This window comes from Bradyrhizobium arachidis, assembly GCF_015291705.1.
Taxonomy (GTDB): Bacteria; Pseudomonadota; Alphaproteobacteria; order Rhizobiales; family Xanthobacteraceae; genus Bradyrhizobium; species Bradyrhizobium arachidis.
Window position 1 is genome coordinate 2543065 of record NZ_CP030050.1, and the last position, 18890, is coordinate 2561954.

An 18890-nucleotide genomic window follows, 5' to 3' on the forward strand; every position below is an offset into this window, starting at 1 on the left:
CATCAGCGCCCGCACAGCATGCCGTCGTCATGGACGGCGGGCGTGATGGTTGGCGTGGCGTCGGCATATTGGTTGACGGAGCACAGCCCCGCGCTTGCGGCGCAGTTGGCGGCAAACGTCCAGGGCGGTGTATTGGTCTTGGTGATCGAGACCTTGCCGCCAGTGGAGGTGATCACTGCGGTGTCGCCCGGCTGGGCGAGCTGCACGCATTGGAAGCTCAGCGTGCAGACGCTGGCCGCGCCGTCCTGAAGCACGACGACGGAGCGGCCGCGCTGCGACAGGATGTCGAGCGTGGTGCCGCGTACGCCGATGGTCGCGAGCGGCGTCGTGATCTTGTAGGCGGTCTTCTCGGAATGGCCGGTGACGAAGCGGAACGCGCCCGTGGTCATGCGGATCGCGACATCGCGATAGCTGTGCTCGTCGTTGAAGACGGTACGATCGAGCTTGAGCGTGGCGCTCGGGCCGAGCGAGAGATTGGTGCTGTCGGCCATGACGAAGCGCGCGGCGCTGTCGGCGCCGGTGCGCACGGTCTCGTCGCGCAGCATGCTGTCGCCGACATTGATCGGAGTCGCGGTCGCGGCGACGCGCACCACTTCGTTCTGGATCACGACGGCTTCGCCGACGCGCGTCTGCGCTTGCGCGCCAGACGCCGCGCACAGCACGGCCGTCAGCAGTGTGGAGAAAAACGAGAAACGCAAATTCATTTCGCAACCGATCGATGTGTCCCTGATCGTACCGGATCGCGCGCGCTTCTGATGTGGCGAAATTATCACAAGCGGCGCGGGACCTGCGCTATGCTTAGTGACAGTTGCGGCGGAATGCGTTCAATGAAAACCGCCGTCCAGATTATTCTCCCGGTGAAGCAGATTTGCCACGCAAGATATCCCCACAACAGCCGATCGAAGTGTCAGCGGTTCCGAAGCTGTCGCAGAGCGCAGTGATCGCTGTCGCGATCTTCCTGGTTGCGCATCTGGCGCTGCTGATTGGCCTGACGACCCCGGAGAAATTCGTCTTCGACGAGGTGCATTACGTGCCGGCGGCGCGGCAGATGCTGGCGCCTGCAATGTCGCAGCCGATGCTCAATCCGATGCACCCGCCGCTAGCCAAGGAGCTGATCGCGGCCTCGATTGCCACGTTCGGCGACAACGCATTCGGCTGGCGCTATCTCGCGACATTGTTCGGCGCGCTCGCGATCGTCGCGATCTATCTGAGCGCCCTTGCGCTGTTTTCCGCGCAAGGGCCTGCGATCGCCGCCGCGCTGATCGCGACGTTCAACCAGATGCTGTACGTGCAGGCGCGCATCGCGATGCTCGACATCTTCGCGTTAGGCTTCGGCCTGCTCGCGATCGCCGCCTTCATGCATGGGTTTCGAAGAGAGCGCCCGCATGCGCTGTTCGCGCTCGCAGGCGCTCTGCTCGGCTTTGCTGCGGCCTGCAAATGGAGCGGCCTGTTTCCGCTCGGGGTCTGCATCGTCATCGTTGCGGTGATCCGCCTGATGCAGGGCTGGCGCACGCTGTTTGCCGACGCCAAGCCGGGCGACTGGTATCGGCCCGACCTCTGGCCCGACTTTCGCGTGCATCACGTTGCACTCTGCTTCGCGGTCTTGCCGGCGATCACGTATCTGGCCGCATTCGTTCCGCTCTACGGCTTCTCGCTATCGGATCTGATCGAAGCGCAGCGCCGGATCTTTGCCGACAACACCACGACCGCGATCGCCGGTCACACCTATATGAGCGCGTGGCCGTCCTGGCCGCTGCTGGCGCGACCGGTGTGGTTCCTGTTCGACAAGACTTCGGAGAATAGCGTCTCCGCGGTCGTCTTCCTCGGCAATCCCCTGGTGATGTGGCCGGCGCTGCTTGCGCTCGCAATCGTGCTGCGCGACTTCATCGCGGCGCGTCGCTGGGATGCGTTCCTGATCGCGGCGTTCTATTTCGGCTGCTGGCTCGCCTGGGCGCTGCTGCCGCGCACGCTCGGCTTCATCTACTACTATATGCCGGCCGCAACGATTGCGTCACTCGCGCTGGTCTATGTGCTGCGAAGAGAGGGGCAGCCGCGCTGGCTGCTATGGGCCTATGTCGGCATCGCCGCGATCGGCTTTGCAGTAATGCTGCCGATTTCGGCGGCGTTCATCGGCACGACGATGCAGAATTTCAACCGCCTGATGTTGTTCCAGAGCTGGATCTGACAGCAGAAAGCCGCCTGCCAGCGATGCGGCAGGCGGCTCATTGATCGTCGCGATTATTTCGACGCGGTCTTGGTGTCCATGTTCACGACCTGGACGCGGCGGTTGATCGGGTCGGCGCCGTTGGCGGTGTCCTTCAGCTTGGTCTTGCCGTAGCCAACGGTGACGAGATCGGTGCTGTTGAGGCCGTAGTTCTGCACCAGGTACTTCTTGATGGTGTCGGCGCGACGTTCGGAGAGCCCCTGATTGTACTCTTCGCCGCCGATCGCATCGGTGTGGCCGGCGACCACGAAGGTCGAGCCCTTCAGCGCCGGGTCGGATAGGGCCTTGCCGAGCGCCTGCACCGACGACACCGAGGTCTTGGCGATGTCGGCCGAGTTGTAGTCGAACTGGATCTCCAGATCGATCTTCGGCTTGGTCGCAGCTAACTCGGCGATCTGCTCGCGTTCGCCCATCGAGAGCGATCGGGTCGAGCGGTTGCGCACGGTGTTCAGGAAGGTCGCTTCCTTGGCCTGCGCGGTCGGATCGGCTTGCGGTCCGACGGACAGGCCGCGGGTCGCCGGCTTCGGCTTCAACGCATTCACGATCTGGTCGGCGGAGAAGTTGTTGTCGCCGGCGAGAGCAAGGCTCGCTGTCATCGACAGCGCGGCCGTCAGAGTGATCGCCTTCAGTGCAAAAAACTTATCGAAACGGGTCATTGTCGTATCCTCGGTGTGACGCCTGATAGCGATTTGATGCTGGGAGCCTAGGACAGGTTCAAAGGCCCCGATGTGATGCGGGTCACATTCCAAATGGCCAAAATGTCCTGCGCGCCGGAGCCAATTGGCATCCATTGCGTGTCGGGTGAGTGGCAGCGCCCTGCCACCGGGAAGAAGCGCTGTCTCATTCGGCCGCAGAAGCAGAATGCTGACCCCTCTCGCTTTCTCGGAAGAGTGTTCGATACCTGCTGGACTCGCGGCCCCGGCAGGTACAATCTTTTCGTCATTGCTCGTCACCAGCCTGTATTGCCCGCTGCGTCAGCAGCCCGAAAAGCTACCGTCGCAGCGACTCCCAGTTCGGTTCGGGCAGCGGAAATCCCCGAGTGATCCAGATCACAGTGCGTCCTTGTGAGCTGGATCAGATTGCTCTCATCGGATCGGCTAAGGCCGACCCGAGAGCAGCGAAGAAGTTTGGATCAGGGGAGAATGATCATGCGCTTCTTGATCGCAGCAATTTCGATCGCAGCATTCATTGTCAGCGGCAACGCAGCTTTCGCGGACAAGCGCGTCGCCTTCGTCGTCGGCAACGCCACCTACAAGAATGTCCCGCAGCTTCCCAACCCCGCAATCGATTCCAAGGCGATGGCCAGGGTGCTGCGCAATGTCGGCTTCGATGTCGTCGAGGGCGCCAACCTCACCCGCGACGCCATGACTGCAAAGCTTCTGGAGTTCGGCAAGAAGAGCGAAGGTGCCGATGTCGCGGTATTCTTCTATGCCGGCCACGGGATCGCCGTGAACGGCGTCAACTACCTGTTGCCGATCGACGCAGACCTGAAATCCGAGATGGACGTCAAGCTGGGCGCGGCGATCAATGTCGACCTCACGCTCGATCAGACGATGTCGGACGCGAAGGTGAAGCTCGTGTTCCTGGATGCCTGCCGTGACAATCCGTTCGCGGCGAAGATCCGCGCGGCCAGGGCCACCCGCTCCGTCAATGTGCAGACTGGTCTTGCCGAGATGAAGTCGGGAGAGGGCACGCTGATAGCCTTTGCCACCGGCCCCGGCCAGACCGCGCTCGACGGCGAGGCCGGCACCAACAGCCCGTTCACCCGCGCGCTCGTCGCCAATATCGCCCAGCCCGGGATCGAGATCCAGCAGGCGATGACGAAGGTCCGCGCCCAGGTCAGCGACGAGACCAGCAAAGGGCAATTGCCCTGGGGTCACACCAACCTCACGGGCAATGTGTATCTCAATCCGGTTGGCGTGCCGGCCGCGGCCACGACCGATGCGTCGAACGCGCCGGCGCTGGCCGCCGGCAAGCAAGGCTCCGACGTCGAGCTCGAGTTCTGGCGCTCGATCAAGGACTCGAACAAGGTCGAGGAGCTCAACGCCTATCTCACCAGCTATCCCAATGGCACGTTCAAATCGATCGCACTCGCCCGCATCGCGGCGTTGCAGGATGGTCCCTCCAACACCACCCGCAACCTGTCGGCCGGGATCGATCCCGCGACCTTTACGGATGAGGCCAACCAGGTGTCCGAAGACCAGATTGGTCTCGACAAGAGCCAGCGCCGCGACGTGCAGCGCCGCCTCACCGGGCTCGGCTTCGATGTCAAGGCGACGGGCAAGTTCGACGAGGAGACCCGTTCCGTGATGAGGCGGTGGCAGGCGGCACGCGGCTATCCCGCGACCGGTTATCTCAACAAGCTCCAGCACAAGGCCCTGCTGTCGGAGATCGTCTCGACCCGAGCGGCCTCCTCCGAGCAGGCCGATGATGAGCCGGCGCGTCGCCGTTCCTCCGGCGGTGGCGGCCGGCGCCATTATTATAGCGGCGGTGGTGGCGGTCCGACCGGCGGCCCAGGCGGCCTGTTCGGCGGTATGATGGGCGGGTTGTTCGGCCGCCGTTGAGGCGAAGGCGGAGCTGGAGGCGGCCCGGTTCGGGCCGCCTCTGTGTTTCGGAAACCCTTGCTCATCGATCGTCGCAAAGCCGTCGCGGGATGGCCTGCGTGCGAACAAGAATTCGGCCAGTTGCGCGCCTAGCACGATCCGACAACCACTCATCTGCGAAGGGAGCCGAGTTCCATCCTGTGCCGAGGCCAAGTGACTATCAGCGTGACTCCCAATTCTATCGCAGTGGCCCGCCGGATCGGACCGTCTCCCTGAATTCCATGCCCATCTATATCGGCGCGGCGATGATCGCGGTGGCGATCCTGCTGTCGACGCTGATCACGGGGCTGACCTCCCGCTATGTCGGCCTGGAGGCACCGACCGACGAGAACATGTGGCTGGTCGACCGTCTCACCGGCAGCGTCTACCGCTGCCAGTCGGAAGGGCGCGGCAGGGCGTCCTGCGAGCCCGATGTCGCCACAGGCAGCATCGGCGGCCGGTCCAGGGCTCCGAAAGAGGGCCACTGAGCCTTCTGCCATCGCACGGCAGCAAGAAAATTGTCTTCTCCACGAAACGTCTGCACGAGAGAATACGTAATTGCGAAGGCCGGCATGACGCCGGTTTCGTTTTGCTCGAGGAGATTTTTCGATGAAGACCTTGCTCACGGCCATAGCCTTTGTCGCGTTTGCTCTTTCGCTGTCCCCCGCCTCCGCCGCGATGATGGCGTGCACCACGGACAACATGATGAAGACCGCCGCCATGATGGGCGGCACCCCCGACACGCCGGCGAAGATGGCGGCGAACAAGGAAATGGCCATGGCCAACGCGGACATGAGCAATGGCAAGATGAAGAGCGCCTGCATGCACTACATGAAGTCGCAAAAGGCGATGTCGATGAAGTAAGGCGCAAGGCGCGCCTTGTTTGGCCGCGCTGTCAGCAGATGGCAGCGTGGCTTTTACTTTAACTGCCGCTTTTCCTTGTCCGCTGCCTTCTTTCTCTTGGCGCGAATCTCGCTACATTGCTTCCCGCAATGTCTCGCGCGCCCAAACCGCTCCCGCTCACCACCACACAGGCCCGGCAGATCTGGCTGCATGCCCAGCGGCTGGACGAGCGCGCGCCGTTCGGCGAGGGGGCGCAGGCGGTGGCGGATGCGGTCACTCATCTCGGCTATGTGCAGATCGACACCATCAACGTCATCGAGCGCAGCCACCATCACATCCTGTTCAGCCGCATTCCCTCCTATCGCCGCGCCGATCTGCGCCAGGCCCAGAGCGTCGACCGAAGCGTGTTCGAATACTGGACGCATGCGCTCTCCTACGTGCCGTCCGCCGACTTTCGCTTCTTCCTGCCGGCGATGCGCGAGCACAAGCGCGAGGGACACAAATGGTACGCCTCGGTGAAGCCGGCCGACACGCGCAAGGTGATGCGGCTGCTGCGCGCGGGCCCGCTGACGATCCGCGACATCGAGGACGACGTGCTCACCGAGAAGGAGCACCTTTGGCAGAGCCGAAAGCCCTCGAAGCGGGCGCTCCAGCTCGCTTTCTATACCGGCGTTGCGACCATCAGCGCGCGCCTCGGCATGCTCAAGACCTATGACCTGATGACGCGCCATTTCGGCTGGGACAAGCTGCCGAAGCCGGCCTCCGCGAAGGAGATCACGGCCTATCTGCTCGACCGCGCGCTACGCTCGCAGGGCGTGGTGAGCCTGGATTCGATCTGCCATCTCGACGCGCCGCGCAAGAAGGCGGTCGCCGGGCTGATCGCCTCGCGCGTCCGCCGCGGCGAGCTCGTGCCCGTTGCGATCGATGGCGCCGGCAAGCAGGAGCATTGGGCGACGCCGGCGTCGTTGGAGCCGGGCGAGGGCGTATCGCCCGATCTCGTCCACATCCTCTCGCCGTTCGACCCGCTGATCATCCAGCGCAAGCGCACCAATCTCATCTTCGGCTACAACCATCTGTTCGAAGCCTATGTGCCGAAGGCCAAGCGCAAGCTCGGCTATTTCGCGCTTCCCGTGCTGGTCGGCGACGAGATCGTCGCTGCGCTCGATCTCAAGGCCGACCGGCAGGCCAAGAAGCTGCTGATGCAGAAATGGACCTGGGTCGGGCAGGGCAAGAAGACGGCGGGACGCAAGGAGCTGAAGCGGGGCATCGAGGAGGAGCTTGATCGGTTCGAGCGGTTTCAACTGGAGGAGTGAGTGCTGCCACGGCGTCGGTGCCGTAGTCTCGTAGGGTGGGCAAAGCGTAGCGTGCCCACCATCATTGGATGCGAAGCGAGATGGTGGGCACGGCGCTAAGGCGCCTTTGCCCACCCTACGAGACCACGCTTCTCGGCGAGCCGATCGATCCACACGCCGAACGCAATTCCGATCGCATAAGCCACCAGATTCCACAGCGAGAAGATGCGGCCGAGCAGCAGCGCGCCCGCGGTGGTGAGCCGGAACCCGTCGAGCCACGGCGTATGCACCAGCCGGGAGAATTCGACGACGACGGCGATCGCCACTGCGATGGCCGCGATCTGCGCCCGTGACAACTGCGGCAGCAAGACCCCGACCAGCAAGAACACCATGGTCGCCCAGAGCAGCGAGCCGCCATACTTCACCACGAAGGCGGACAGGCCGAGCGGAAAGCCGTACCAGCGCAGGGACAGGCCGAAGGCGATCACGACCAATGCGAGAGCGGCCCGGGTCAGCGATGTCCGTAGCAGCGCAGCAGAATGATTTGGCTGCGCCCCGTGCATTGCTTGCTCCATTGACTCTTTCGCGGCGATGCTCAAAACCGCGAACAGAGCGTTTTCGAGCGAAGTGGATACCGGTTCGCGTCAAGAAAACGCGTCAAAACATGAATCTAAAGCCGTTTCGATTCGAAACGGCTTTAGCCCATAAAAGCAACAACCCCGGGGGGGAAGCGATGAGCCAGACCACGACCTATGCCGGTTCCACCGGCACTGCCAAGAGCGAAGTCGAGACCTCGACGATCCGCGCCATCTCCTGGCGCCTGATTCCGTTCCTGGTGCTGGCCTACTTCTTCTCCTATCTCGACCGCGTCAATCTCGGCTTCGCCGCGCTGACCATGAACGCCGAGCTGAAGTTCACGCCGCTGATCTTCTCCTGGGGCGCCGGCATCTTCTTCATCGGCTATTTCATCTTCGAGGTGCCGAGCAATCTGGCGCTGGAGAAGTTCGGCGCCAGCCGCTGGATCGCCCGGATCATGGTGACCTGGGGCATCATCTCGGCGCTGATGGCGATGGTCAGCGGCGTCACCAGCTTCTACGTCCTGCGCTTCCTGCTCGGTGTCGCCGAAGCCGGCTTCTTCCCCGGCATCATCCTCTATCTCACTTATTGGTACCCGGCCGAATACCGCGCCCGCTTCCTCGCGGCCTTCGCCATCGCTGTCCCGATCTCGACCGTGATCGGCGCGCCCATCTCCGGCCTGCTGCTTGGTCTCGACGGCATCATGGGCCTGAAGGGCTGGCAGTGGCTGTTTATTCTCGAAGGCATTCCCTCCGTGCTGCTGGGCATCGTCACCTGGTTCTATCTCACCGACAGGCCGGAGAAGGCGGACTGGCTCTCGGCCGAGCAGAAGGCCTGGCTCAAGGCGAAGCTCGATGCCGAGATCGCGGCCAAGCAGGCCGTGAAGCATCTGACGCTCGGCGAAGCGCTGTCCTCGCCCAAGGTGATCACGCTGAGCCTGATCTATTTCGGCTTCGTCGGTGCGCTCTACGGCATGCAGTTCTGGCTGCCGCAGATCGTCAAGGCGTTCGGTCTCACCAATGCGCAGACCGGCTTCGTGACCGCGATTCCCTATGTGTTCGGCACGATCGCGATGATCCTGTGGGCGCGGCACTCGGATGCCACGCGCGAGCGCGTGATGCATGTCGGCGCACCCATGATCCTGATCGCCATTGCGCTCGGCGTCTCCTCCTATCTCACTGATCCCACCATGACGATGGTGGCGCTGACCTTCGCCGCCATCGGCGTGTTCTGCGTCTTCGGCGTGTTCTGGACCCTGCCGACCGCCTGGCTCTCCGGTACGGCGGCGGCTGGTGCCATCGCGCTGATCAACTCGATCGGCAACCTCGCCGGCTTTGGCGGACCGTATCTGATCGGCTGGGTCAAGGAAGCCACGGGGCAGACCTCGACCGGTCTCCTGGTGCTTGCCGTGCTCCCGCTGATCGCCGGCATTCTGGTCTTCGTCGGCGGCCACGAGAGCAAGCACGAGTTCGCCGGGCAGGGGCGGTAACGCCGAGTGAACGGTCCCGCAGCTTCGTAGGGTGGGCAAAGGCGCAAAGCGCCGTGCCCACGATCTTTCCCTGATACGCCGATCTGGTGGGCACGCTTCGCGTTGCCCACCCTACGATCGCCCCTTCCTGGCAACCATCCCGCCAATCCTTACCAGCCCTTAACGATCACGCTTTCCTGATGACTGACGATTATTGACTTTTATCAGTGATTAGTCGACATTCCTCTCATTCAAGATTGAGGAGTGTCCTCCGATGTTCGTCCGGTCGGTTTTGTCGAGCTATTCCAGGCTTTTGGCGGGTGTGTCGCTGGCCCTGATGGCCGCTGCACTGGCCGGCTGCAATGACACCGTCGCCGAGAAGGCCGAGCCGTCGCGCCCGGTTCTGGTCGCGACCGCCCATTATGACGCCGAGACCCCAGAGCGGAGCTTTGTCGGCACCGTCCGTCCCCGGATCGAGAGCGACTTGGGTTTCCGCGTCGCTGGTAAAGTTGCAAAACGCCTGGTCGAGGTCGGCCAGACCGTCGAGATCGGCCAGCCGCTCGCCACCCTCGACGAGGTCGATCTGAAGCTCCAGGCCGAGCAGGCTGTCGCCGAGCAGACCGCTGCGACCGGCGTGCTGGCTCAGGCCGCTGCCGCCGAGCAGCGCGCCAAGGATCTGAAGGCCAAGGGCTGGACCACGGACGCGCAGCTCGATTCGAGCCGTGCATCCGCCGACGAGGCCCGCGCGCGCCTCGACCGCGCCGTCCGCTCGGTCGAGCTGACCAAGAATTCCCTTTCCTACGCGACGCTCAACGCCGACGCCCGTGGCGTCGTCACCGCAACGCTGATCGAGCCCGGCCAGGTGGTTGCCGCAGGCCAGGCCTCGATCCGTGTCGCCCGCTTTGCCGAGAAGGAAGCGGTCGTCGCGATCCCTGAGACGCTGGTCGGACGTGCCAAATCGGGCGCCGCCAGCGTCACTCTTTGGTCCGAGCCGAACAAGAAATACACGGCGAAGCTGCGCGAGATCGCGCCGGCGGCTGATCCCGCCACGCGCACCTATCTCGCAAAGTTCTCGCTGCCCGAGGCCGACGACAGGGTCGCGCTCGGAATGACCGCGACGCTGACGCTGTCGGACGCCGCCACCGAGCGCGTCGCGCGGCTGCCGCTGTCGGCGCTGTTCAACGAAGGCGGCAAGCCCTCGTTCTACGTCGTCGACGACAACGGCGCGGTCACGCTGCAGCCGGTCGTGGTGAAGTCCTATGAGAGCAACGACGTCGTCATCACCGGCGGCGTGCCGGAAGGCGCCAAGATCGTCGCGCTCGGTGTGCAGAAGCTCGATCCGAGCCAGAAGGTGCGGGTCGTCTCGTCACTTTCTTTCTAAGCGAGTTACGTCGTGTGAGGTGAGTTTCGGCCTGTGTCCCTAAGCAAAGGCTGAAGCGGCGAAGCGATCCAGAACCTGCCCAGCCCCCTGGATTGCTTCGCTGCCTCGCGACGACGGTTTGAACAGAGCGGCTGTCGTTTTTGCAACTGGATCGTCTTTCGGAGAGAGCGATGAAGCGCTTCAACCTTTCGGCCTGGGCCGTCAGCCATCCGACGCTGGTTCTCTTCCTGATGCTCGTGCTCGGCGTCGCCGGCTATTTCTCCTATCAGAAGCTCGGCCGCGCTGAGGACCCGTTCTTCACGGTGAAGGTGGTCAACGTCTCCGTGATCTGGCCGGGCGCGACCGCGCAGGAGATGCAGACCCAGGTCGCGGACCCCATCGAGAAGAAGATCCAGGAGCTGCCCTACTTCGAGAAGGTGCAAACCTACTCCAAGCCCGCCTTCACCGCACTCCAGGTCACCTTCCGCGACAACACGCCGCCGAAGGACGTGCCCTATCTCTTCTATCTCCTGCGCAAGAAGCTGGTCGACGTGCAGGGCCAGCTGCCGTCCGGTATTCTCGGACCCGTCGTCAACGACGAGTTCTCCGACGTCGATTCCATCCTCTACATGATGACCGGCGACGGCGCCGACTATGCCCAGCTCAAGAAGGTCTCCGAAGGTTTCCGCCAGCGCCTGCTGAAGGTGCCTGGCGTCACCAAGGTCGACGTCTACGGCAACCAGGACGAACGCATCTTCGTCGAGTTCAGCCATGCCAAGCTCGCCACCCTCGGCATCACGCCGCAGGCGCTGTTCGATTCGCTCGCCAAGCAGAACAACGTGACGCCGGCCGGCACGGTCGAGACCTCCTCGCAGCGCGTGCCGCTGCGCGTCACCGGCGCGCTCGACGGCGCGAAGGCTGTCGCGGAGACCCCGGTCGAGAGCAACGGCCGCGTGTTCCGCCTCGGCGACATTGCCACCGTCACCCATGGCTATGTCGATCCGCCGAGCTTCGTGGTGCGCCAGGAAGGCAAGGCCGCGATCGGCATCGGTGTCGTCACCGCCAAGGGCGCCAACATCCTCGAGCTCGGCAAGGAAGTTGAGAAGGCGACCGCCGAGTTCATGAAGGCCGTGCCGCAGGGCGTCGACGTCAAGCTGATCGCCGACCAGCCCAAGGTGGTCGAGCACGCCGTCGGCGAGTTCGTGCACTCCTTCATGGAAGCGCTCGTCATCGTGCTGTTTGTCTCGTTCCTGGCGCTCGGCTGGCGCACCGGCATCGTGGTCGCGCTGTCGGTGCCGCTGGTGCTTGGCATTGTCTTCATTGTCATGAACACGATGTCGCTCGATCTGCATCGCATCACGCTCGGCGCGCTGATCATCGCGCTCGGCCTGCTCGTCGACGACGCCATCATCGCGGTCGAGATGATGGTGGTGAAGATGGAGCAGGGCTGGGACCGCATGCGCGCGGCGTCCTTTGCCTGGGAATCCACTGCGTTTCCGATGCTCACGGGAACGCTGGTCACGGCCGCTGGCTTCCTCCCCATCGGCTTTGCCAATTCGGCGGTCGGCGAATATGCCGGCAGCATCTTCTGGATCGTGGCGATCGCGCTGGTCGCCTCCTGGTTCGTGGCGGTGATCTTCACGCCCTATATCGGCGTCAAGCTGCTGCCGGAGATGAAGGCCCATCACAACCACGATCCGCACGCGGTCTACGAGACACGCATGTATCGCGGCTTGCGCGCCATCGTGCAGTGGTGCGTCAATCACCGCATCACCGTGGTCGTTGCGACCGTCGGCGTCTTCGTCGCCTCGATCGTCGGTTTCGGTCATGTCCAGCAGCAGTTCTTCCCGCTGTCTGAGCGGCCCGAGCTGTTCCTCCAGCTGCGCCTGCCTGAGGGCACCGCCTTCAACGTCACCGAGAAGGCCGTGAAGCAGGCCGAGACGCTGCTGAAGGACGACAAGGACATCGAGACCTACACGGCCTATGTCGGCCAGGGCTCGCCGCGCTTCTGGCTCGGCCTCAACCCGCAGCTGCCGAACGAGGCCTTCGCCGAGATCGTGATCGTCGCCAAGGGCGTCGAGGCGCGCGAGCGCGTCAAGGCCAAGATCGAGGGCGCGGTCGCCGACGGCATGCTGACCGAGGCACGCGTGCGCGTCGACCGCTTCAATTTCGGTCCGCCGGTCGGCTTCCCCGTGCAGTTCCGCGTGATCGGCCCCGACGCCAACAAAGTGCGCGAGATCGCCTACCAGGTCCGCGACGTCATGCGGCAGAACAAGAGCGTCAAGGACGTCCAGCTCGACTGGAACGAGCAGTCGCCTTACCTCAAGCTCGTCGTCGACCAGGATCGCGCGCGCGCCATGGGCCTGACCCCGCAGGAGGTCTCGCAGGCGCTCGCGATGCTGATCTCGGGCTCGCAGGTCACGACCGTGCGCGACGGCATCGAGAAGGTCGGCGTGGTCGCCCGCGCGATCCCGTCCGAGCGGCTCGACCTCGGCGGTGTCGGCGATCTCACCATTACCTCGCGCAACGGCGTTGCCGTGCCGCTGCAGCAGATCGCCAAGATCGAGTACTCCCATGAGGAGCCGATCATGTGGCGGCGTAACCGCGACATGGCGATCACCGTGCGCTCCGACGTCGTCGACGGCGTGCAGGCGCCCGACATCACCAACCAGATCACGCCGAAGCTGAAGGCGATCAAGGATCACCTCGAGCCGGCCTACCGCATCGAAGCGGGCGGCGCGTTCGAGGAATCCGCCAAGGGCAATGCCTCGATCTTCATCCTCTTCCCGGTGATGGTCATGGTGATGCTGACGCTGCTGATGATCCAGCTGCAGAGCTTCTCGCGCCTGATCCTGGTGTTCCTGACCGCGCCGCTCGGCATCGTCGGCGCCTCCCTCGGCCTCAACGTCGCCAACGCTCCGTTCGGCTTCGTGGCGCTGCTCGGCCTGATCGCGCTCGCCGGCATGATCATGCGCAACGCCGTCATCCTGGTGGACCAGATCGAGACCGACGTCAGCCACGGCCTGACCCGGCGCGAGGCGATCGTGGAGGCGACCGTCCGTCGTGCCCGTCCGGTGGTGCTGACGGCGCTGGCCGCCATCCTCGCCATGATCCCGCTGTCGCGCTCGGCGTTCTGGGGCCCGATGGCGATCACGATCATGGGAGGCCTGTTCGTCGCGACCTTCCTGACGCTTCTGTACCTGCCGGGCCTCTACGCCCTGTGGTTCAGGAAGAGCCTGGACGAGGCCGGTTCGGCCGAACCGCCTACCGCGTCGCAGCATGGGAGCGATGACCATCCCGCTATTCCGCTTGCTGAAGCGGCTGAATAAGTGAGATGAAGTACTGACGAACGAGTCCTGACAAAATGACACTGGTTGCGGAACATATCGAAGGCGACACCCGGGATCGTATCCTCGAGGTGGCCGAGCGGCTGTTCCGCCAGATCGGCTATCAGAAGACCACGGTCGGCGACATCGCCAAGGAGCTCAGGATGAGCCCCGCCAACGTCTATCGCTTCTTCGAATCGAAGAAGGCGATCCACCAGGCGGTGGCGCGGGGCCTGATGGGCGAGGTCGAGCTGGAGGCGCAGCGGATCGTGACCCGTCCCGGTCCGGTGCTGCCGCGCTTCCGCGAGCTGCTCACCACCATCCACCGCATGAACACCGAGCGCTATGTCGGCGATAACAAGCTGCACGAGATGGTCGCGATCGCGATGGAGGAGGACTGGGACGTCTGCGTCGCCCATATGGAGTGCATTGCCGGCGTCATCGGCCAGATGATCGCCCAAGGCGCCGCCACAGGCGAGTTCGAGGCGCCGGACCTGCCATTGGCCTCGCTGTGCGCCTGCACCGCGATGATGCGTTTCTTCCACCCCCAGATGATCGCCCAGTGCGCCACCAAGCCGGGCCCGACCATCGACCAGATGATCGATTTCGTCATCGCGGGTCTGTCCCCGCGCCACTGACCAATGTTTTGAGTTGACCGTCATTCCGGGGCGATGCGAAGCATCGAACCCGGAATCTCGAGATTCCGGGTTCGGTCCTGCGGACCGCCCCGGAATGACGGAAAACGGAGAAACAGCGGCGTGACCGATAAAGACCTTTACTTCTACGAGCCCTCCAAGGGCCACGGCCTCAAGCACGATCCCTTCAATGCCATCATCGCGCCGCGGCCGATCGGCTGGATCTCCTCGCGCGACACCAAGGGCCACGTCAACCTCGCGCCCTACAGCTTCTTCAACGCCTTCTGTTACGTGCCGCCGATCATCGGCTTCTCCTCCACCAACTGGAAGGACTCGGTCGAGAACATCCAGCAGACCGGCGAGTTCGTCTGGAATCTCGCCACGATGGATTTGGCCAAGCACATGAATGCGACCGCCGCGCATGTCGCCCCTGAGGTCGACGAGTTCGAGATCGCGGGGCTGACCGCCGTGCCCGGCAAGCTCGTCAACGTGCCGCGCGTCGGCGAGAGCCCGGTCGCCTTCGAGTGCAAGGTATCCGACATCGTCCGCCTCAAGGGCGCCGACGGCAAGGAGGCCGACGCCTGGCTGACGCTGGGCGAGGTCGTCGCCGTCCACATCGACAAGGCCATGATCAAGGACGGCGTCTACCAGACCGCCGCCGCCCGCCCCATCGTCCGCGCCGGCCGCCGTGGCGATTATTTCGAGATCAAGCCGGAAAACATGTTCGAGATGATCCGGCCGGATTAGGCCAATCCGTCATTCCGGGGCGACGCGTAGCGTCGAGCCCGGAATCCATAACCACCATCGTGAGTATGGATTCCGGGCTCGCGCCTGACGGCGCGCCCCGGAATGACGCGGAGAGGCATTGAGCCCAACCCCCTCCCGGAACTGCCTCCACGCTCCGGCCGTTATGGTCCCCGGGGCGGCCGCCCGGCCGCGTCAATTCGCGTCTTTTTGCAGGCGAAGTGTTCACGCACCCCGGCCACTTTCCGCTAAAATGCCTGATAACCGCGCCGATCCATGAGGTCCGCCATGAGCTTCCGCCGCGACAACATCACAAAGCCGATCTTCTCCTGGGCGCGCGGCGTGCTGCCGGCGATGTCCGACACCGAGCGCGAGGCGCTGGAGGCCGGTGACGTCTGGTGGGACGCCGACCTCTTCACCGGCAATCCCGACTGGACCAAGCTCCTGAAGGTGCCGCCGGCGCGGCTCACCGACGAGGAGCAGGCCTTTCTCAACGGGCCTGTCGACGAGCTCTGCGCCATGCTCGACGAGTGGAAGATCTTCTGGGAATGGCGCGACCTGCCGCCGGATGTCTGGCACTTCGTCAAGCGCGAGAAATTCTTCGGCATGATCATTCCGAAGGAGTTTGGCGGCCTCGGCTTTTCGCCCTACGCGCATTCGGAAGTGGTGCGCAAGATCTCGACCCGTTCGATCGCAGCGGCGGTCACCGTAATGGTGCCGAACTCGCTCGGGCCCGGCGAGCTCCTGATGCGCTTCGGCACCAAAGAGCAGCAGGAGCGCTGGCTGCCGCGGCTTGCCGACGGCCGCGACATTCCCTGCTTCGGCCTCACCAGCCCTGAGGCCGGCTCAGATGCCGCCTCGATGATCGACACCGGCATCATCTGCAAGGGCAACTTTGAAGGCCGCGAGGTCACAGGCCTCCGCCTCAACTGGCACAAGCGCTACATCACGCTCGGCCCGGTGGCGACGCTGCTGGGTCTCGCCTTCAAGGCCTACGATCCCGACCATCTGGTGGGCCAACAGGAAGAGCTCGGCATCACTGTCGCGCTGATCCCGACCAACCTGCCGGGCGTCGAGATCGGCCATCGCCATCTGCCGTCGATGCAGGTGTTCCAGAACGGCCCGAACCGGGGCCGCGACGTCTTCATCCCGCTCGATTACGTCATCGGCGGCAAGGAGCGGCTGGGCCAAGGCTGGAAGATGCTGATGACGGCGCTCGCCGCAGGCCGCGGCATCTCGCTGCCGTCGCTCTCCGCTGCGGGCGCCGCCTACGCCGCGCGCACCACCGGTGCCTATGCCCGCATCCGCGAGCAGTTCGGCATCTCCATCTCCAAATTCGAGGGCGTCGAGGAGCCGCTCGCGCGCATCGTTGCGACCGCCTACCAGCTCGATGCAGCACGGCGGCTGACCTGCGCAGCGCTCAACGCCGGCGTTCATCCCGCCGTGATCTCCGGCATCATGAAGCTGCATGCGACCGAGCGGATGCGGACCGCGGTCGACGATGCCATGGACATCCATGGCGGCAAGGCCGTGATCGACGGCCCGCAAAACTATATCGGCAACCTGCACCGTGCCGTGCCTGTGGGCATCACCGTCGAGGGCGCCAATATCCTCACCCGCAATCTCATCGTGTTCGGGCAGGGCGCGATCCGCGCGCATCCCTATCTGCTCGACGAGATGAACGCGCTGGCCGACACCGACCGCGAGCGCGGGCTCACCGCCTTCGACACTGCGTTCTGGAAACACGTCGGCCATAGCTTCCGGACACTGTTCCGTGCCTTCGGCCAGAGCTGGACCTTCGGCGCCTTCGCGATGGCACCGGATGCGGGCGATGCCACGCCGTTCTATCGCCAGCTCTCGCGCTACTCCGCGGCGTTCGCGCTCTGCGCCGACATGGCGTTACTGACGCTCGGCGGCGCGCTCAAGCGCAAGGAGATGCTGTCGGCGCGCTTCGGCGACATTCTCTCCGAGCTGTACCTGCTCTCGGCCGCGCTCAAGCGATGGCAGGACGAGGGCCGGCAGAAGGAGGATTTTGCCGCGCTGGAATGGTGCATGGCGACCGGCTTCAAGACGATCGAGAACCGGCTGGCCGAAATCCTCGCCAACCTGCCCAACCGCTTCGTTGCCGGCTTCCTCAAGCTCGTGGTCCAGCCATTCGGCGCCCGCGTGCTCGGTCCGTCCGACCGTGTCGTGCATCAATGCGCTGGCATCGTGCTGGAGCCGTCGGCCGCGCGCGAGCGCCTCACGCCGGATCTCGCCCATGTCGACGACGACAGCGGCTTTGCCCGGCTGGAGCGCGCGTTCAAATTGGTCGCGAGCACCGATGCGATCGCCAAGCGCATGCGCGCTGCGCATATCCGCGACTGGAAAGACGCCATCGCCAAAGGCGTGATCACGCAGGCCGAAGGCGAGCAGCTCGCGGCCGCTCACGAAGCCGTCACAAAAGTCATCGAGGTCGACGATTTTGCGCCGGAGGCGCTATCGCCGATTTACAAGAAATCCGGCGACGTGCATCAGTTCTTCCAGGAACTCGGTGAACAGAGGGCGGCGAGCTGATGGCACGACCGGTTTTCATCGTCGACGGCAGCCGGACGCCGTTTCTGAAAGCACGTTCCGGGCCGGGGCCGTTCACGCCGGTCGATCTTGCCGTGCAGTGCGGACGGCCGCTGCTGGCGCGCCAGCCGTTCTCGCCTGACGATTTCGACCAGGTCATCCTCGGCTGCGTCAACGTGATCGCCGACGAGATGAACCCAGCCCGTGTCGCCGCGCTCCGGCTCGGCATGGGCGAGGACATGGTCGCCTTCACGGTGCAGATCAATTGCGGCTCTGGCATGCAGTCGATCGACACCGCCTATCGCTACATCCGCGAGGGCCATGCCGACATGATTTTGGCGGGAGGCACCGAGGCGCTGAGCCACGCGCCGCTGGTCTGGCCCAATTCCGGTGTGCGCTGGTTCGCCGGCCTTGCCACCGCCAAGGGCATGGCCGCCAAGCTCGCTGCCGCGTTCAGGCTGCGGCCGCGCTATCTCAAGCCGATCATCGGCCTCGAGCGCGGGCTGACTGATCCAGTCACCGACCTCAACATGGGCCAGACCGCCGAAGTCGTCGGCCATCTCTTCGGCATCACCCGCGCCCAGTCGGACGCCTATGCGGCCGAGAGCCACCGCCGGCTCGCCCACGCGCAGGCCGAAGGATATCTGAAGGGCGAGGTCGAGACCGCGTTCTCCCGCGACGGCAAATTCTTCGATCATGACGACGGCGTGCGCCCGGACTCGACGGCCGAGACGCTCTCAAAGCTGAGGCCGGTGTTCGAGCGTCCGTGGGGCCAGGTCACGGCCGGCAATTCCTCGCAGATCACCGACGGCGCGTCCTGGGTGATCCTTGCTTCCGATGCGGCGGTGGCAAAACACGGACTGACGCCGAAGGCTGCGATCGTCGACAGCCACTGGGCCGCGCTCGATCCCAGCATCATGGGGCTCGGACCCGTGATGTCGGCAACGCCGCTGCTTCAGCGCAACGACCTCACCATCAAGGACGTCGAGACCTGGGAGTTGAACGAGGCCTTTGCCACGCAGGTGCTCGGCTGCCTCGCCGCCTGGAACGACGACAAGTTCTGCCGCGAGATCCTCGGCCTCGACGGCGCGGCCGGCGAGATCGACCGCGAAAGGCTCAATGTCGACGGCGGCGCGATCTCGCTCGGTCATCCCGTCGGCACCTCCGGCAATCGCATCGTGCTGCATCTCGTCAATGCAATGAAGCGGCTCGGCACGCGGCGTGGGGTCGCCACCGAATGCATCGGCGGCGGGCTCGGCGGCGCCATGCTGATCGAGGCGGTGTGAC

The 18890-nt window shown here is 64.4% G+C and carries 15 protein-coding genes; 12 read left to right on the plus strand and 3 right to left on the minus strand.

What is annotated here, in order from left to right; all coding sequences use genetic code 11:
* Nucleotides 1-2 precede the first annotated feature (2 nt).
* Nucleotides 3-704: a FecR family protein gene (locus WN72_RS11710; RefSeq protein ID WP_027564284.1), complete on the minus strand. Its 702-nt coding sequence runs from the start codon at nt 702-704 to the stop codon at nt 3-5.
* A gap of 200 nt (nt 705-904) precedes the next feature.
* On the opposite strand from WN72_RS11710, the gene WN72_RS11715 reads away from it, so the two are divergent.
* A complete protein-coding gene (locus tag WN72_RS11715) occupies nt 905-2185 on the plus strand; it encodes a phospholipid carrier-dependent glycosyltransferase (RefSeq protein WP_092218142.1) in 1281 nt (426 codons plus the stop codon).
* A 53-nt stretch (nt 2186-2238) separates the two neighbouring features.
* On the opposite strand, the gene WN72_RS11720 is transcribed toward WN72_RS11715, so the two are convergent.
* Nucleotides 2239-2880 (minus strand): OmpA family protein, encoded by a 642-nt coding sequence (locus tag WN72_RS11720; RefSeq protein WP_092218141.1) that lies wholly within the window; start codon nt 2878-2880, stop codon nt 2239-2241.
* A gap of 492 nt (nt 2881-3372) precedes the next feature.
* Between WN72_RS11720 and WN72_RS11725 the strand changes: the two genes are divergently transcribed.
* The 4 genes from WN72_RS11725 to WN72_RS11740 all read left to right on the plus strand — a co-directional run bounded on the left by WN72_RS11725 (nt 3373) and on the right by WN72_RS11740 (nt 6962).
* Nucleotides 3373-4788 (plus strand): caspase family protein, encoded by a 1416-nt coding sequence (locus WN72_RS11725; RefSeq protein ID WP_167381036.1) that lies wholly within the window; start codon nt 3373-3375, stop codon nt 4786-4788.
* Nucleotides 4789-5048: 260 nt separating this feature from the next.
* Complete coding sequence (locus tag WN72_RS11730) at nt 5049-5294, plus strand: hypothetical protein (RefSeq protein WP_092218139.1); 246 nt, start codon at nt 5049-5051, stop codon at nt 5292-5294.
* 121 nt (nt 5295-5415) lie between these two features.
* Nucleotides 5416-5670, plus strand: coding sequence for a hypothetical protein (locus tag WN72_RS11735; RefSeq protein WP_027564289.1), 255 nt, complete (start codon nt 5416-5418; stop codon nt 5668-5670).
* Between the two features lie 128 nt (nt 5671-5798).
* Nucleotides 5799-6962, plus strand: a complete 1164-nt coding sequence (locus tag WN72_RS11740) for a winged helix-turn-helix domain-containing protein (protein ID WP_092218138.1) — start codon at nt 5799-5801, stop codon at nt 6960-6962.
* A 95-nt stretch (nt 6963-7057) separates the two neighbouring features.
* Here the strand turns inward: WN72_RS11740 and WN72_RS11745 are convergent, their stop codons facing one another.
* Nucleotides 7058-7504, minus strand: coding sequence for a ribosomal maturation YjgA family protein (locus WN72_RS11745; RefSeq protein WP_167381035.1), 447 nt, complete (start codon nt 7502-7504; stop codon nt 7058-7060).
* 170 nt (nt 7505-7674) lie between these two features.
* On the opposite strand from WN72_RS11745, the gene WN72_RS11750 reads away from it, so the two are divergent.
* The 7 genes from WN72_RS11750 (at nt 7675) to WN72_RS11780 (ending at nt 18889) form a co-directional block, all read left to right on the plus strand.
* Nucleotides 7675-9006, plus strand: coding sequence for an MFS transporter (locus WN72_RS11750; RefSeq protein WP_027564294.1), 1332 nt, complete (start codon nt 7675-7677; stop codon nt 9004-9006).
* A 253-nt stretch (nt 9007-9259) separates the two neighbouring features.
* Nucleotides 9260-10366 carry an efflux RND transporter periplasmic adaptor subunit gene (locus WN72_RS11755; RefSeq protein WP_027564295.1) on the plus strand — a complete coding sequence of 369 codons (1107 nt, stop codon included), beginning with the start codon at nt 9260-9262 and terminating at the stop codon, nt 10364-10366.
* A 170-nt stretch (nt 10367-10536) separates the two neighbouring features.
* Nucleotides 10537-13674, plus strand: coding sequence for an efflux RND transporter permease subunit (locus WN72_RS11760; protein WP_027564296.1), 3138 nt, complete (start codon nt 10537-10539; stop codon nt 13672-13674).
* A gap of 35 nt (nt 13675-13709) precedes the next feature.
* Nucleotides 13710-14309 carry a TetR/AcrR family transcriptional regulator gene (locus WN72_RS11765; RefSeq protein ID WP_092218136.1) on the plus strand — a complete coding sequence of 200 codons (600 nt, stop codon included), beginning with the start codon at nt 13710-13712 and terminating at the stop codon, nt 14307-14309.
* A 120-nt stretch (nt 14310-14429) separates the two neighbouring features.
* Nucleotides 14430-15053: a flavin reductase family protein gene (locus WN72_RS11770; RefSeq protein WP_027564298.1), complete on the plus strand. Its 624-nt coding sequence runs from the start codon at nt 14430-14432 to the stop codon at nt 15051-15053.
* A 285-nt stretch (nt 15054-15338) separates the two neighbouring features.
* Nucleotides 15339-17606, plus strand: coding sequence for an acyl-CoA dehydrogenase (locus tag WN72_RS11775; RefSeq protein ID WP_027564299.1), 2268 nt, complete (start codon nt 15339-15341; stop codon nt 17604-17606).
* Entirely contained in the window at nt 17606-18889 is a 1284-nt protein-coding gene (locus WN72_RS11780; RefSeq protein ID WP_092218133.1) for an acetyl-CoA C-acetyltransferase, read from the plus strand. Before WN72_RS11775 ends, WN72_RS11780 begins: the two co-directional genes overlap by 1 nt.
* Nucleotide 18890 lies beyond the last annotated feature (1 nt).

Excerpts from the sequence above, each read along its gene's own strand:
- WN72_RS11710 (WP_027564284.1), bottom strand. The coding sequence starts at position 704 with ATGAATTTGCGTTTCTCGTTTTTCTCCACACTGCTGACGGCCGTGCTG.
- WN72_RS11720 (WP_092218141.1), bottom strand. The coding sequence starts at position 2,880 with ATGACCCGTTTCGATAAGTTTTTTGCACTGAAGGCGATCACTCTGACG.
- WN72_RS11725 (WP_167381036.1), top strand. The coding sequence starts at position 3,373 with ATGCGCTTCTTGATCGCAGCAATTTCGATCGCAGCATTCATTGTCAGC.
- WN72_RS11730 (WP_092218139.1), top strand. The coding sequence starts at position 5,049 with ATGCCCATCTATATCGGCGCGGCGATGATCGCGGTGGCGATCCTGCTG.
- WN72_RS11735 (WP_027564289.1), top strand. The coding sequence starts at position 5,416 with ATGAAGACCTTGCTCACGGCCATAGCCTTTGTCGCGTTTGCTCTTTCG.
- WN72_RS11740 (WP_092218138.1), top strand. The coding sequence starts at position 5,799 with ATGTCTCGCGCGCCCAAACCGCTCCCGCTCACCACCACACAGGCCCGG.
- WN72_RS11745 (WP_167381035.1), bottom strand. The coding sequence starts at position 7,504 with ATGCACGGGGCGCAGCCAAATCATTCTGCTGCGCTGCTACGGACATCG.
- WN72_RS11750 (WP_027564294.1), top strand. The coding sequence starts at position 7,675 with ATGAGCCAGACCACGACCTATGCCGGTTCCACCGGCACTGCCAAGAGC.
- WN72_RS11755 (WP_027564295.1), top strand. The coding sequence starts at position 9,260 with ATGTTCGTCCGGTCGGTTTTGTCGAGCTATTCCAGGCTTTTGGCGGGT.
- WN72_RS11760 (WP_027564296.1), top strand. The coding sequence starts at position 10,537 with ATGAAGCGCTTCAACCTTTCGGCCTGGGCCGTCAGCCATCCGACGCTG.
- WN72_RS11765 (WP_092218136.1), top strand. The coding sequence starts at position 13,710 with ATGACACTGGTTGCGGAACATATCGAAGGCGACACCCGGGATCGTATC.
- WN72_RS11775 (WP_027564299.1), top strand. The coding sequence starts at position 15,339 with ATGAGCTTCCGCCGCGACAACATCACAAAGCCGATCTTCTCCTGGGCG.
- WN72_RS11780 (WP_092218133.1), top strand. The coding sequence starts at position 17,606 with ATGGCACGACCGGTTTTCATCGTCGACGGCAGCCGGACGCCGTTTCTG.